11 protein-coding genes and 1 tRNA gene are annotated in these 14,749 nt (G+C 51.5%); 3 read left to right on the top strand and 9 right to left on the bottom strand.

Annotated elements, in window-relative coordinates:
• Nucleotides 1–268: 268 nt before the first annotated feature.
• The 3 genes from argF to ACIDF8_RS12065 all read right to left on the bottom strand — a co-directional run bounded on the left by argF (nt 269) and on the right by ACIDF8_RS12065 (nt 2,948).
• The gene (gene argF / locus ACIDF8_RS12075) at nt 269–1,183 is read right to left on the bottom strand and encodes an ornithine carbamoyltransferase (RefSeq protein WP_412010860.1); all 915 of its coding nucleotides are present in this window, start codon (nt 1,181–1,183) and stop codon (nt 269–271) included.
• Between the two features lie 21 nt (nt 1,184–1,204).
• A complete protein-coding gene (locus tag ACIDF8_RS12070) occupies nt 1,205–2,377 on the bottom strand; it encodes an aspartate aminotransferase family protein (protein WP_412010859.1) in 1,173 nt (390 codons plus the stop codon).
• Between the two features lie 79 nt (nt 2,378–2,456).
• Nucleotides 2,457–2,948 carry a urate hydroxylase PuuD gene (locus tag ACIDF8_RS12065; protein ID WP_412010858.1) on the bottom strand — a complete coding sequence of 164 codons (492 nt, stop codon included), beginning with the start codon at nt 2,946–2,948 and terminating at the stop codon, nt 2,457–2,459.
• 403 nt (nt 2,949–3,351) lie between these two features.
• On the opposite strand from ACIDF8_RS12065, the gene mqo reads away from it, so the two are divergent.
• Both mqo and ACIDF8_RS12055 read left to right on the top strand, forming a co-directional pair.
• Nucleotides 3,352–4,839, top strand: coding sequence for a malate dehydrogenase (quinone) (gene mqo, locus ACIDF8_RS12060; RefSeq protein WP_412010857.1), 1,488 nt, complete (start codon nt 3,352–3,354; stop codon nt 4,837–4,839).
• 101 nt (nt 4,840–4,940) lie between these two features.
• A complete protein-coding gene (locus tag ACIDF8_RS12055) occupies nt 4,941–6,689 on the top strand; it encodes an adenylyl cyclase (RefSeq protein ID WP_412010856.1) in 1,749 nt (582 codons plus the stop codon).
• A gap of 53 nt (nt 6,690–6,742) precedes the next feature.
• Here ACIDF8_RS12055 and ACIDF8_RS12050 read toward each other — a convergent pair whose 3' ends face one another.
• From ACIDF8_RS12050 to rnr, 3 genes are all read right to left on the bottom strand, one after another.
• Entirely contained in the window at nt 6,743–8,524 is a 1,782-nt protein-coding gene (locus tag ACIDF8_RS12050) for an ABC transporter ATP-binding protein (RefSeq protein WP_412010855.1), read from the bottom strand.
• A gap of 21 nt (nt 8,525–8,545) precedes the next feature.
• Entirely contained in the window at nt 8,546–9,298 is a 753-nt protein-coding gene (rlmB, locus tag ACIDF8_RS12045) for a 23S rRNA (guanosine(2251)-2'-O)-methyltransferase RlmB (RefSeq protein ID WP_412010854.1), read from the bottom strand.
• A gap of 188 nt (nt 9,299–9,486) precedes the next feature.
• Entirely contained in the window at nt 9,487–11,994 is a 2,508-nt protein-coding gene (rnr, locus tag ACIDF8_RS12040) for a ribonuclease R (RefSeq protein ID WP_412010853.1), read from the bottom strand.
• Nucleotides 11,995–12,029: 35 nt separating this feature from the next.
• Between rnr and ACIDF8_RS12035 the strand changes: the two genes are divergently transcribed.
• Nucleotides 12,030–12,114, top strand: a tRNA-Leu gene (locus tag ACIDF8_RS12035).
• Nucleotides 12,115–12,707: 593 nt separating this feature from the next.
• Here ACIDF8_RS12035 and ACIDF8_RS12030 read toward each other — a convergent pair.
• From ACIDF8_RS12030 to ACIDF8_RS12020, 3 genes are all read right to left on the bottom strand, one after another.
• On the bottom strand, nt 12,708–13,076 hold the full coding sequence (locus ACIDF8_RS12030; protein ID WP_412010852.1) for a hypothetical protein: 369 nt from the start codon (nt 13,074–13,076) through the stop codon (nt 12,708–12,710).
• A gap of 136 nt (nt 13,077–13,212) precedes the next feature.
• Nucleotides 13,213–13,977: an MBL fold metallo-hydrolase gene (locus ACIDF8_RS12025; protein ID WP_412010851.1), complete on the bottom strand. Its 765-nt coding sequence runs from the start codon at nt 13,975–13,977 to the stop codon at nt 13,213–13,215.
• Entirely contained in the window at nt 13,968–14,744 is a 777-nt protein-coding gene (locus tag ACIDF8_RS12020) for a TatD family hydrolase (protein ID WP_412010850.1), read from the bottom strand. Before ACIDF8_RS12020 ends, ACIDF8_RS12025 begins: the two co-directional genes overlap by 10 nt.
• Between the last annotated feature and the right edge of the window lie 5 nt (nt 14,745–14,749).

The following is a 14,749-nucleotide window of genomic DNA, read 5'->3' as shown; positions in this document are numbered from 1 at the left end:
GAAGTTGTATTTCCATAAAAAATATTTTTACCTCACAGCTAACGAGATAAAGAGAAAATTTGTAATAGCGCCTTTTCTCTGCGACCTCTATGTTATCTGTGGCTAACACATGTGTTTGGCGTCACGTTTGCTGTCACGCCAGTCTGGCACGCTTAATTTCAACTTCGTGTCAGAGTGAACCTATAAAAAAACAATTTTTTTGCCACAGAGATCGCAGAGGACTAGGAGAAAACCACCTTGAAACACTCGGAGTCTCTGTGGTGAAAAATCAAACCTTGCCTAATAACAAATATTCCATCAGCGCTTTTTGCGTATGCAGCCGATTCTCGGCTTCGTCCCAGACCACGCTTTGCGCGCCATCAATCACCTCGGCTGAAACTTCTTCACCGCGATGCGCAGGCAAACAGTGCATAAACACGGCATCGGCTTTGGCCACCTTCATCATGTCCGCATCCACTTGCCAATCGGCAAAGTCTTTGCGGCGCTCTTCATTTTCAGCCTCAAAGCCCATGCTGGTCCAGACATCGGTTGTCACCAAATCTGCGCCTCGTGCCGCTTCCATCGGGTCAGCAAATGACTCGAAATGATCCGTGCCATACAGGTTGGCGCGCTCTGGCTCAACCTCATAGCCAGGAGGAGTAGACACATGCACATTAAAGTCCAGCACTTCTGCCGCTTGTAACCAGGTGTTACAGACGTTGTTGCTATCGCCAATCCAGGCCACGGTCTTACCTTGAATTGAGCCTCTATGCTCAATAAAAGTAAAAATATCGGCCAGAATCTGGCATGGGTGGTATTCGTTGGTCAGGCCATTGATGACAGGCACCCGTGAATTTTGCGCAAAACGCTCAATGATGCTTTGCTCAAAGGTACGGATCATCACGATGTCGCTCATGCGCGAAATGACTTGTGCCGCGTCTTCGACCGGCTCACCACGGCCCAGTTGCGAATCGCGGGTATTGAGGTAGATCGCAGAACCCCCAAGTTGCTGCATGCCGGCCTCAAATGACAAGCGGGTACGTGTACTGGCTTTTTCAAAAATCATGACCAGCGTGCGGTCTACCAGCGGCCAGTATTGTTTATAGTTTTTAAATTGCGATTTAATCCATTTGGCACGGGTAAAGATATGCTCGATCTCGTCACGTGTCAGGTCATTAAATTGCAAAAAATGTTTAATACTCATGATGTATGGGTGCTTGTTAAATCAAGCACTTGCCTTTAAAAAATTTAAAATCAGGGGCGTTAACCTGCTTACTAACTCATCTGCTTCCTGCTTGCTCATGATCAGCGGTGGTAACAAACGGATCACTTTTTCTGAGGTGACGTTAATCAACAGTTTTGCTGCCAACGCCTGCTTGACCAGCTCGGCACATGGTTTGTCGAGCTCAATCCCAATCATCATGCCGGCATTGCGTACATTAACCACACCAGCCTCGCCTTTGAGCGCAAGCGTAAACTGTTCGCGAATATAGTCGCCAACCGTCTGTGCGTTTTCACGTAACTGTTCTTCGGCAATGATATTTAATGTGGCCAAGCCAGCAGCCGTTGCCAGCGGGTTACCGCCAAACGTAGAGCCATGCTTGCCTGGCGTAAAGGTTTCTGCAGCGACACCACGAGCCACGCACGCGCCAATCGGCACGCCTGAACCCAGACCCTTGGCCAGCGTCATCACATCCGGCAGAATGCCACTGTGCTGAAAAGCAAACCAGGTGCCGGTTCTAGCAATGCCTGACTGGACTTCATCCAGCATTAACAGCCAGCCATTGGCATCGCACAGCGCACGCAAGCCTTGCAAATAGGCTTTTAAGCTGGCAGGAATATGAATGCCGCCTTCGCCTTGCACAGGCTCAACCAGGATGGCGACCACGTTGTTTTTATGGGCAGCAATCGCTTTCACTGCTTCGATATCATCAAACGGCACGCGGATAAACCCACTGACCAATGGCTCAAAACCGGCTTGCACCTTGCGGTTTCCCGTCGCCGACAAGGTCGCCATGGTTCTGCCATGAAAGCTTTGGTCCATGACGATAATTTCAGGATGGTCTATGCCTTTGTTGTGTCCGTACAAGCGGGCCAGTTTAATGGCCGCCTCATTGGCTTCACAGCCAGAATTACAGAAAAACACGCGGTCCATACCGGACAGTTCAGCAACTTTATCCGCCAACGCCGCCTGCTCAGCAATCTGGTAAATATTGGAAACATGGATCAGCTTGGCAATTTGTGCATTGAGTGCTGCCACAAATTTTGGATGGGTATGACCCAAGCCATTCACGGCCACGCCAGAAAGTGCATCCAGATAGCGATCACCAGCAGTGTCTGTGAGCCAGACACCTTCACCTTTAACAAAGGTCACTGGCTGCCTGCCATATGTGTTCATTAAATGTTCCGAATGCATTTCAAACCCTTTATTCAAAAACAAAACGGCGGCTTAAGCCGCCGTAAACGTCTTAAACCCGCTAAAAACCTAATACGGCTCGATGACTTAATCCATTAACCATGAAAAAAATCATGGGCAAGGAAAGCATCAAGTTTGTGCGTGACGCCAGCATGGCGACACGTCTTGCTTTATTCTTGGCCGATTCATCTGCCACAACCAAGCCAAGTATCTTTTTCTGGTTAGGCCAAATCAGCACCCAGACATTAAACAGCATGACGGTTCCCAGCCAGGCACCGACGCCAATCAGCTCAAAATCGGGCCGCAAGGCAAACGCATCGGTAAAATGCGGACCGAGCAAGGCCGCCCCGGCTAACCAGGTGACTACAGCAGACCAGCGGAACCACAACAAAGCACGCGGCGCGATATGTTTGTTAATCCCCGCCGCCGTACCATCCGCCGCAGCCGCTTTCAAACCTGCCATTTGCACCAGGTTAAAATAATAAAGCAGGCCCACCCAGGTAATGCCTGCCAATACATGCATCCATCTTGCAAGTGCTGGAACCAGCTCCATCGCCTTAGCCCCCTGCCACTACAAAATTTTTGAGGAAAAAAACCAGAGCCAGCGTGAGTAACACGCCGCAAATGACGGAGCCTGTAACAGATTCCAATGGATTTTTCATATACACCCCAACGCTTTTGCGTGTTTAAGCCCGAATGATGGATGCTGGCCTCTATACTACAACCCAAGATAAACCTAAGCCAGGCTTGATTTTTTTGTGGTTTTTAACCTTTTTAACTGCATCCTCAAGCTTACCGTAAAAGCAATTTATTGACAAGTTAACCCCAGGCCTAGTGAGGTCGTTCACGAAAGCGTCAAGTTTAGATGATACGCATGGTTTTTCGATTTATAATGCGCGGCGTCAATATAATTTGCGCCCAATCTGCAGGCGCCACAATGAGGGGACTCTCGCACCATGGCAACAACAGACATCGATGTATTGCTGGTTGGCGGCGGCATTATGAGCGCGACACTGGCGTCTTTATTGCATCGACTCGACCCGACGTTAAGTATTTGCATGGTGGAGCAACTGGAAGATGTGGCGCTGGAGAGCTCTGATGCCCTGAATAATGCAGGCACGGGGCATGCAGGTTACTGTGAACTGAATTACACACCTCAAAACAGGCAGGGCGAGATTCAAATCCGCCGAGCCCTTGAGATCAACGCAGCATTTGAAATTTCGCTGCAATACTGGGCTACCCTGGCAAAAGAAGGCGCACTGCAAGCGGCCGACTTTATCCAGCGCGTTCCCCACTTGAGTGCAGTCTGGGGCGCGGATGATGGTGCGTTTTTACGTAAACGTTTTGAACTGTTACAAGCCCATCCCTTATTTGCCGAAATGCAATGGAGCAACCAGGCGGAAACGCTGAATGAGTGGATGCCGCTGATGATGCGTGGCCGTGAAAAAGGTATACCTATGTCAGCCACCCGCGTTGCCCACGGCTCAGATGTCAACTTTGGCGCACTGACACGGCAACTGGTGTCATCCCTCAAATCACAAGCCAATTTCACCTTGCTGACACAGTCCCGTGTGACCAAACTCAAGCAAATCAACAAACGCGAAAAGCATCCCTGGCAAGTTCAGGTGCAACATCAGGCGACAGGAAAAAAACAAACGCTGGAAGCGCAGTTTGTATTTTTAGGCGCAGGGGGCGGCGCACTCCCCTTGTTGCAGCAGTCAGGAATCCCCGAGGCGAATGGTTATGGCGGCTTTCCGGTCAGCGGCCAGTGGCTGATTTGTAATGAACCCTCTTTAATCAACACGCATCATGCCAAGGTCTACAGCCAGGCAGCCGTCGGCGCGCCGCCCATGTCTGTGCCACATCTGGATACGCGCATGATACAAGGCAAGCCTGCCCTGCTCTTTGGGCCTTATGCCGGCTTCACCACACGCTTTCTCAAACAGGGTTCGCGCTTCGATCTGGCAAAATCCGTCAAAGTCAGAAACATCAAGAGCCTGCTTGGCGCGGGCAGGCACAATCTGGACCTGACCAAATACCTGATCAAGGAAGTGTTTCAAACGCACGAGCAACGCATGGCTGCATTACGCGTATTTCTGCCCGCCGCCGATAGCCAGCACTGGCAACTGGCACACGCCGGGCAACGGGTCCAAATCATCAAGCGCTGCCACCAGCACTGGGGCAAGCTGGAGTTTGGCACTGAAATTGTGGCCAGTGGCGATGGCAGCCTGGCGGCCTTGCTTGGAGCATCTCCAGGCGCATCTGTCAGCGTCAAGGCCATGCTGGATGTTTTACAACGCTGTTTTGCCAAGCGCATGCAAAGCCAGGCCTGGCAAGAGACACTCAAGTCGTTGATTCCGTCTTATGGAGAATCGTTAATTGATGACGCCGAGCTACTTGCACGCGTACGTCGTGATACCTTGAGTATCTTGCAGCTGGGTTAATCACAAACACCCGAAGTGATGCGACAACTTGATAAAAAGTTGAATTTCCTCGACAGTCATGTGGTCATGTCTAGTGGACTGTATTAGAAAGCGAACTGTTTATGTATTCCAGCATAGCCGACAAAACACTATTGAATCTCTTTGGCGCAGGCCTTACCACACTGGTTTTAGCCGGGTGCCAGGCGGATGCCCATAAGGTACAAGCCACTGCCCCCGACTTTGGTGAAAACGTCTTTATCTTGGATCCACAAATGCCTGCAGAAGAAGTGCAGGCCAGGCTGGACAGCCTGTTTAAGCAACAAGAGAGTAACCAGTTTGGACCCGAACGCTATGCCGTTCTGTTCAAACCGGGCGTCTATCACAACAAGATCAAACTGGGTTTTTATACGCAGCTTATGGGCTTGGGCCGCTACCCCGATGACGTCATGTTGCAGGGTGGCATTGAGGTCAAGGCCACCTGGCACGAAGAAGACGCCACACAGAACTTCTGGCGTAGCGTAGAAAACCTGTCGGTCACGCCAGATAATGGCACCATGCAATGGGCGGTATCGCAAGCCTCGCCACTACGCCGCCTGCATGTCCGTGGCAATATGTTGCTGGATGACAATGGCGGCTGGTCGAGTGGTGGTTTTATCGCCGACAGTCTGATTGACCAGCAAGTCAACTCTGGCACCCAGCAGCAGTGGCTTACCCGCAACTCCAATATAGGCAGCTGGACCAATGCCAATTGGAATATGGTATTTGTTGGCGTCAAGCATGCCCCAGATGCAACGCATTGGCCTAATCCACCCTATACTGACGTCCCGCAAACACCGGTAGTACGGGAGAAACCATTCCTGACCCTCAGCCAATCTGGAGAATATCAGGTATACGTCCCGCCACTGCGCCAGCAGACACAAGGCATCAGCTGGCAAGATGCCCACCTGGACGGCACGACAATTCCTTTAAGCCGTTTTTATATCGCCAAAGCGGCAACAGATAACGCTGACAGCCTCAATGCGGCGCTCGCCAAAGGTCAGCATCTATTGCTGACGCCTGGCATTTACCAACTAGACAAAGCCCTCAACATTTCACATGCCAATACCGTCGTACTTGGCCTGGGTATTGCCACCCTGCTGCCGACGCAGGGAAATCCTGCCATGACGGTGCAAGATGTCGATGGCGTGATTCTGGGCGGTGTGTTGTTTGATGCAGGTGAAAAAAACAGCGAGGTGTTATTGCAGGTGGGACAAAGTAAAACGGCCACCTCGCATGTTCAAAACCCGATCAGCTTGCACGACGTGTTTTTCCGGGTAGGCGGCGCTACTGTGGGCAATGCGACGCAGAGTGTCATGATCAACAGCAATCACGTCATTGGCGACAACTTGTGGGTTTGGCGTGGCGACCATGGCAATGGCATAGGCTGGGCCACCAATAAAACCAAGCATGGCATTGTCGTGAATGGCGATGATGTCACCATGTATGGCTTGTTTGTGGAGCATTTTCATGATTATCAAACAGTGTGGAATGGCGAAAATGGTGCGGTGTATTTTTACCAGAGTGAAGCGCCCTATGACGTCCCCAACCAGGCCAGCTGGATGAATGGCAGTACCCATGGCTTTGCCTCTTACAAGGTAGCCGATCACGTCACCCAACACAAAGCCATCGGCATGGGCGTGTACTGCTTTTTTAACGAGAACCCAGAAGTCAAACTAAGCAGCGCGATTGAAGCCCCCGTAGGGGAGCACATCCAGTTTGAGCGCATGACCAGCGTCTCACTGGGCGGGACAGGTGAAATTACGCATGTCCTCAATACGCTGGGTGAGACAGCCAAACCTGGTAGCGAAGTTTCCCGCCTGCTAAAGCCTTAACGGATGACGTGGAGAGCGCCTGCTGCCATCACACCCAAGCAGGCGTTTGATGACTATCCGGCCTGCTGCTGCCCATACAGGCGCTGATAGACACTGCCGGCCTGCTGCACCAGTGTCTCATGCCGCCCTTCCTCAATAATGCGGCCACCGTCAAACACCAGCACGCGGTCAGCCTCTTTCACAGCAGATAATCTATGGGCAATGATGATGGTCGTGCGCCCATGTAAAAAGCCACGCATCGCCTGATGCAACAAGGCTTCTGTATGCGTATCCAGCATAGAAGTTGCTTCATCCAAAATCACAATTTGCGGCTGTTTCAGCATCATGCGTGCAATCGCCAAGCGTTGACGTTGCCCACCAGACAAGCGTACCCCACTGCGCCCAAGTTGTGATTCCAGGCCTTGTGGCAAATCGCGCACAAACTGCGCCAGCTGTGCGATTTCAAGCGCCTGCCATAAGTCCTCATCCGAATAAGCGGCATCCAGGCTCAGGTTTTGCCGCACGCTGTCATTAAACAGCATGGGTTGTTGCAGCACCACGCCCAGATGTTCGCGCACTTGCGCATAACCTAATTGCTCAATCGCTTGGCCGTTAAATAATATCTGCCCCTGACTGGGCGCATACAACCCCAGCAACAGTTGCACCAATGTCGATTTACCGGCACCCGAGACGCCTACCAGCGCCACTTGTTCGCCGGGCGCGATCTCCAGCGTGACATCAGCCAGAATAGGATCCCCCTCGCCATAAGCAAAGGTCACATTTTGCAGACGGATTGCGGCAGGTGACTGTACGTCCAGCGCTTGTACGACGGCCGGATATTGTGGTTCTTCATCCGCCGCCAATACCTGGTTGATCCGGCCGAGCGCCGCCCTGGCAGCATAATAAGACACTTGTACCGATAATAGCTCTTGCACCGGGCCCATCATGAACCACAAGTAGCCAAACACGGCGATCATCTGGCCGACAGACAAGTCTGAAAACACCACCATCAACATGGCGACAGCGCGAAAAATCTCAAAGCCAAATAAAAACACACCAAATGACAAGCGCGCCAGGGCGTCAGACTTCCAGCCGGAAGCGGTAGCGGCTTCCCTGACCGCCTCCGCCGCCTGTTTGGCTTTATCCAGAAAGCGGCGGTCACTATTGCTCGCCCGCAGTTGCTGCATGACTTCCAGCGTTTCCGTCACTGATTGTGACAGCACTTCAAAGGCGCCATTTTCACGTTGCTTCCAGGCTTTGACTTTTTTGCCTAGCACCATGGTGAGCGCGATGACGAACGGATTTAAAAACAAAATAATCAAGGCCAGTTGCCAGTGCATCCAGAGCAACACCACCGCTACCCCAATCACGCTTAAGATGGCGACCAGCACCTTGGCAATCGTTTCACCTAAAAACTTGTCCAGCGTCTCAATATCGGTGAGCAACCTGGCAGTCACCTGGCCAGCCCCCAAGCCTTCATAGACTTGCATGCGTATCCTGCCCAGCTTGTCCAATAAGGTTTGCCGGACGCCCAGCGTCACCTGTTTGGACAAACCGACAAAAATACGGGTGGTCGCTACGCCAAGCAGCACGCTACTCAACCGTAAGCTGATCGTGAAAAAGGTCACCACCATAATAATGGCAATCGGCCCCAGCCATTGGGCAGGGAGCAGCGCCGTCATTAATGCAGTGAGTTTTCCCGGTTGGTGTAGGAGGACTTCATCCACCAGCAAGGGCATGAGGAGCGGGATCGGTACCGCGACAACCGCACCACAAAATGCCAGGCATTGACCTAGCCATAAACGGCCAGAATGCTGACGCAGTTGCCGCCACAAATCCTGCAGGCTTAAAGTCATGTTGCGATGAGGCCGGTGAACTTAAGCGGACAGCACACGCTGGCGGCGGATCTCGTAGAGGGCAATCCCGCTGGCGACACTCACGTTCAGGCTTTGTACCGAGCCAAACATGGGGATGGTAATCAAGGCATCGCAGGTTTCCTGCGTCAAGCGGCGCATGCCATCGCCCTCGGCGCCCATCACTAAGGCAATCGGTCCTTGCAGCTTGGTATTGTGCAAGTTACCTGGGGCGTCCATGGTGGTGCCCACAATAAACACACCTGCCTCTTTGAGCTCACGCAAGGTGCGCGCCAGATTGGTGACAGCAATAAAAGGAACCGTCTCCGCCGCGCCACTCGCCACCTTGCGCACCGTGCCATTCAGGCCGACAGAGCGGTCTTTGGGTGCAATAATCGCATGCACACCCATGGCATCAGCCACGCGCAAACAAGCCCCAAGGTTATGCGGATCCTGTACGCCATCCAGCACCAGGAAAAATGGCGGTTCGTCGAGATCGGATTCCAGCACATCGTGGATATCCTTGTACGGCATAGGCGTTTCCACCACACGGGCAATTACGCCCTGATGGCGGCCATGCGCGCCAATAAATCCATCCAGACGCTGACGATCCGCCTGGATCACGCGGATATTCTGCCCTTTAGCCATCTCAAGCAAATCACGCATGCGCGCATCTACCCGGTCCTGGTCAATAATAATTTCCTGTATGCTGCCACCATGCTGACGCATGCGACTCAACACCGCATGAAAACCAAATAAAATGCGGGTTTCCGACATAATTACTCCTAAATGTTTAAGGCCTTTTGCTGATGATTTGGCAAAAGTAAAAATACGAATCGCGCAGAGGTAGCTGATATTCGCTACCCCTGCGCGACGAGACACCCCTGACGAGGCACTATTGCAACAACCGCTATTATCCCAGATTTTTCATGAGGCGATTTTTCAATCTGATTGCATGGCTGGGATTATCTGGCTCTTGCCTTGGGTTTGCCTTTGTTTTTTTGCGCCGAATGTCGGCCCTTATCTTTAGCGGAGCGGCTTCTGGCGGGTGCCGCTTTGCTTGCAGAAGGCTTTTCCGCGCTGCCACGTGACGAACCGGCGCTAGATCTGCTTGTTTTTTTCGCCGTTTGCTTCGTTGCTTTAGGCGTTTCCCACATCCTGGGTGCAGCGTCTTCTACCGGCTTTGCCTTGCTGGTAGCGTTGGTCTTTTTCGCATTGGAGGACGTACTATTCGAGGCATTAATGGTGGCCATCGCCTCTGCAGAAATACCTTCACTGACATCAGCCGCCTCGTTCTTACCGACCAGCGTAAAGTCAATCCGCGTGGTTTCGAGATCTACACGCACCACTTTCACCGTCAAGCGGTCACCCAAGCGATAGCGTACGCCGGTGCGCTCACCGACCATCTCGTGCCTGGCTTTATCATGGATAAAGTAGTCATTACCCAGATCTGTGACATGCAGCAAGCCTTCCACATAGACCTCATCCAGCGCTACAAATAAGCCAAAGCTGGTGACGCCTGCCACGGTGCCGCTGAACACCTCGCCCACTTTATCCTGCATATAAAAGCATTTGAGCCAGTTCGTCACATCGCGTGTCGCATCATCGGCACGGCGCTCGGTCATTGAGCAGTGTACGCCTAGGTGATGCCAGTCTTTAGCCTGATAGCGCTTGCCTTCTACCACGGCCTTAATCGCGCGATGGACTAACAAGTCAGGGTAACGGCGGATCGGCGAAGTGAAATGCGTATACGCCTCATAAGCCAGGCCAAAGTGGCCAACGTTATCCGGGCTATACACTGCTTGCTGCATGGAGCGCAGCATCACTGTTTGCAATAACTGTGCATCCGGGCGCGCTTTGATACGCTGCATGAGCTTGGCGTAATCTTTGGCGCGCGGGCTTTCGCCACCACCCACACCAAACCCAAACTCTCCCATAAACAGGCGCAAGGCTTCCAGTTTTTCCGGCGTTGGCCCTTCATGGATACGGAACAGGCAAGTCTGCTCGTTTTTGAGTAAAAAGTCAGCGGCACAAACATTTGCTGCCAACATGCACTCTTCAATCAGTTTATGCGCATCGTTACGCACCACCGGCACAATCTTGTCGATTTTGCCATTATCGTTAAACACCATCATGGTTTCAGTGGATTCAAACTCTACCGCACCGCGTTTTTCGCGCTGGGTCAGCATGAGCCTGAACACGCTGTTGAGGTTTTGCAAATGTGGCAACAGCCAGGCATATTCCTCACTCAGCGCCGCATCTTCGTCCTGCAATAAGGCAGCGACCTTGGTATAGGTCATGCGCGCTTTAGACCGCATGACCGAAGGATAAAACTGGTATTGCTTGACCACGCCCTGCCCGTCCACCTGCATATCGCACACCATACACAAGCGTTCAACGTCCGGGTTCAACGAACACAGCCCGTTAGACAAGGCTTCCGGCAACATCGGGATCACACGGCGGGGGAAGTAGACCGAGTTCCCACGGTCAAAGGCCTCTTTATCCAGCGCATCCCCAGGCTGCACATAAAAGCTCACGTCAGCAATCGCCACCACCAGGCGCCAGCCTTTGCCTTGCGGCTCGGCAAACACAGCATCGTCAAAGTCACGTGCAGTTTCGCCATCAATCGTGATCAAAGGTAATTCACGCAAATCCTTGCGGCCTTTGTAATCTTTAGCTTGTACGGTTTTAGGAAAGTCCTCAGCCTGCTTGAGCGCCGCAGGATTGAACTGGTGCGGCAAATGATGCTTGCGCAAGGCAATCTCAATCTCCATGCCGCTATCCGCATAATTGCCCAAAATTTCGACAATCTTGCCCATCGGGTTAGAGTGCGAAGAAGGATATTCGGTTAACTCAACCGTCACCACTTGCCCTACTTGCGCATCCATGTCCAGATGGTAAGGAATCAGGATATCCTGGCTGATACGCTTGTCTTCAGCCGCGACAATCGTCACGCCTTGGGCGCGGATCACCCGCCCGACCAGGGTCTTGTTCGCCCGCTCCAGCACCTCAACCAGCTTGCCCTCAGGCCGCCCCCTGCGGTCCAGCCCAGCCAAACGCACCATCGCGCGGTCACCATGCATGACCAAGGTCATTTCCTTAGGGCCTAAAAAGATATCTTCAGGATTTTTGGTTTTATCATCGGGCACCAGGAAACCATAACCATCGGTATGGCCAAACACCGTCCCCGCAATCAAATGGATTTTATCCGGCAAACAAAACGCACCCTTGCGGTTACGCATCAACTGCCCATCGCGCTCCATCGCGCCCAACCGGCGGTTAAAAATGTCACGCTCATCATGGCTGATGTCGAGCATCACATAAATCTGCTCAGCACTCAGGGGGATTCCCTGGTCTGACAACAACTGCAACACCAGCTCGCGACTAGGCAGCGGTGTTTGGTATAACTCAGCTTCACGCTGGGCCTGCGGGTCATTTGCACGCAGGGATTTTTTAGTTTTTCTGGTTGACAATATTTATTCTTCCTTTAAAATGCTCAGCTTCTTTAGCCCAGATGGCGAAATTGGTAGACGCGCTAGTTTCAGGTACTAGTGTTTAACGACGTGGAGGTTCGAGTCCTCTTCTGGGCACCAAAAATGGCTTATCAGCCATGCCAAATTTAGACTCCAAAGCATCGAATTTATTTTTAGTACTGATTGGTACTTTGTATTATTTGCTTTGCATGTTTTGTAAATCAACATAGAGTCAGTTTAACACCCTTTACTCTTTGATCTGGATTTAACATTCAATTTCATCAAAATCGACGCTGCCAAAGCTGAGATTATTATTTTGATGAGCACTAAAATTCGATCGCCATCGACTCATTTCTGGTGCCTTTTTTCTAGATCAAAGGCGCAGACTTGTTTCGCTACTCCTTTGAACCAAACCATCATTGAGTTGATCTTTTCAGAAAAACTACAAGCAATTGCCTTTTTTGGCTTGTCCAGGCGGGCAATGATCTTTGACAACTACACAGCCAGGTAATAAAAGGGTCAATATGACAATGGCTGCCATGATATTTTTCATTTGCTTTCCCCTTCGTAAAATTTGAATAACAAAGCTTGAAAAATCTCAATACGCTCTACTGGATATCACTGACTCTATAAGCGATGAGAGAGTAATAAGAACAGAAAGCTCAAAGCCCCAGTAACCTGAGGCTTTGGGGTTTACTCAAGCAAAAGTGTGTCTAGCGGTTATTGAAAAAACCGATATTCATCACTCTGTCATTCACAAAAGTGACTTCGGTTTCTTTGTAGGTGTTCTTTTTGTCGTATTTCACCAGGTTTTTGTAATACCACATCTCAACCTGTACAGGTTTTGAGCTGTCTTGTTGTTTGCCAATGCCTGCGATCATGCTGTTAGCGTTGGTGGGTTTGACAGATTGCTGTTTTTTAAAGGGTTGGCCGAGCTTTTCGAGCACCACCTTTTTGGATTTGCCACTAAAGCCGTTGATAAATTCGTTTTCATCATACGTTTTACCTGCCAGTGCGCTGGTAGCAGCCAGTGCGAGTGCGGCGGTGACCAAGGCGGTCATAAGATGGGTGTATACCTTCATGTTTACTTCCTGTTATCCAAAATCAAATTACTGAATTATTGTTTTGTGCAAGTATAACTGTTTATGTCTGGCTTTGGTTGACCTGGCTAATGAGCCAGTTTGCCTCAGGGCAAGATTTAAAGCCCTTGGCGCACCGTTAAAAATCAAGTTGCATGCCGTCATAACCGACCTGGACATTGGCCGGCAGCCTGGCTTGCAAAGCCTGGTATTCAAGCTCATGGGTCATATGAATGAGCACATTGCGTTTGGCACCTATGCGCGCAATCAAGGCCAGTGATTGCTCGACGTTGACATGGGTTGGGTGCGGTTTTTCACGCAGGCAATCTATGAGCAACAGGTCTACCCCCTGCAGCAATGCATAGGAGCTTTCCGGAATCTCGGAGACATCGGTCATATAGACAAAGTTAGCGATCCGGTAGGCATAGATGCGGATTTTGCCGTGCATGATGGGGATGGGAATAATGTGCTGGCCAGCTGCTGCAAACGGCCCCTCCACCACATGGGCAGCCAAAACAGGCAAGTCCCAATAAGTGGGAATGGGGTCACGTAGCGTATACCCAAATTTTTCCTGAATATGGGTAACCGCCTCGGGATAACTGTAGAGCGGGATCTGGCAGCGGTTGATCTGGCAAAACGCGCGTAAATCATCGATGCCGTGCAGATGATCTGCATGCGTGTGGGTGTATAACACGGCATCTACCCTGCGCATCTGCTGGCGCAAGGCTTGCTGGCGCAGGTCTGGCGAGGTGTCGATCAGAATCACCCGGCCGTCATCCAGCGTGACCATACTTGAGCAGCGCGTGCGCTTGTTGCGTACATTGGTCGAGCTGCAAGTGTCGCACTGGCAACCGACAGCAGGCGTCCCTGCGCTGGAACCTACGCCTAAAATGGTCAGTTGCATGGCTGGGCGTGCTTGAACAGTTTAAAAAAGTTTGCGGTGGTCGCATCCATGACCTGCTGCAACGGCTGTTCGCGCAAGCGCGCAATTTCTTCTGCCACATGCCGCACATAGGCGGGCTGGTTGGTTTTGCCACGGAACGGGATAGGCGCCAGATAAGGTGAATCGGTTTCTACCAGCATAGACGCCAAAGGCACTTTTTGCGCGACGTCTTTGAGCGACTGGGCATTTTTAAACGTCACGATGCCGGAAAACGAGATATAAAAGCCCATGGCAATCGCGGCCTGTGCCACCTCCCAGCTTTCTGTAAAGCAGTGCATGACACCCCCAACTTCAGCTGCGCCCTCCTCCTGCATAATCTTGATCGTATCTTCGGCAGCATTACGGGTATGGATAATCAGCGGTTTCCCGGTCTGTTTTGCTGCACGGATATGCGTCCTGAAGCGCTCGCGCTGCCAGGATAAATCGCCCGTCAAGCGGAAGTAATCCAACCCGGTTTCACCAATCGCCACCACGCGTGGATGGTTTGCCAGGTCGACCAGGCCTTGCACGGTAGGCTCTGTGATGTCTTCGTAATCGGGATGCACCCCGACAGAGGCATAAATATTGGGATACTGCTCGGCGATGGCCAGCACTTCAGGGAATTTATCCAGCGTCACAGAAACGCATAAGGCATGCCCTACCTGGTTGCTGCGCATGCTCTCCAATACTTGATCCATATTCTGGATCAGCTCGGGAAAATTCAGGTGGCAATGGGAATCTACTAACATATTCT

This window comes from Methylophilus sp. 3sh_L, from assembly GCF_046766015.1.
In the GTDB taxonomy this organism is placed as follows: Bacteria; Pseudomonadota; Gammaproteobacteria; order Burkholderiales; family Methylophilaceae; genus Methylophilus.
Note: the sequence above shows the minus strand (reverse complement) of the source record. Positions and strands in the feature narration are given on the sequence as shown.

Bases quoted from the DNA above. Each gene is read 5' to 3' on its own strand.
- ACIDF8_RS12065 (WP_412010858.1), bottom strand. From the start codon at position 2,948: ATGGAGCTGGTTCCAGCACTTGCAAGATGGATGCATGTATTGGCAGGC.
- ACIDF8_RS12070 (WP_412010859.1), bottom strand. From the start codon at position 2,377: ATGAACACATATGGCAGGCAGCCAGTGACCTTTGTTAAAGGTGAAGGT.
- ACIDF8_RS12020 (WP_412010850.1), bottom strand. From the start codon at position 14,744: ATGTTAGTAGATTCCCATTGCCACCTGAATTTTCCCGAGCTGATCCAG.
- ACIDF8_RS12030 (WP_412010852.1), bottom strand. From the start codon at position 13,076: ATGAAGGTATACACCCATCTTATGACCGCCTTGGTCACCGCCGCACTC.
- ACIDF8_RS12050 (WP_412010855.1), bottom strand. From the start codon at position 8,524: ATGACTTTAAGCCTGCAGGATTTGTGGCGGCAACTGCGTCAGCATTCT.
- rlmB (WP_412010854.1), bottom strand. From the start codon at position 9,298: ATGTCGGAAACCCGCATTTTATTTGGTTTTCATGCGGTGTTGAGTCGC.
- ACIDF8_RS12025 (WP_412010851.1), bottom strand. From the start codon at position 13,977: ATGCAACTGACCATTTTAGGCGTAGGTTCCAGCGCAGGGACGCCTGCT.
- argF (WP_412010860.1), bottom strand. From the start codon at position 1,183: ATGAGTATTAAACATTTTTTGCAATTTAATGACCTGACACGTGACGAG.
- mqo (WP_412010857.1), top strand. From the start codon at position 3,352: ATGGCAACAACAGACATCGATGTATTGCTGGTTGGCGGCGGCATTATG.
- ACIDF8_RS12055 (WP_412010856.1), top strand. From the start codon at position 4,941: ATGTATTCCAGCATAGCCGACAAAACACTATTGAATCTCTTTGGCGCA.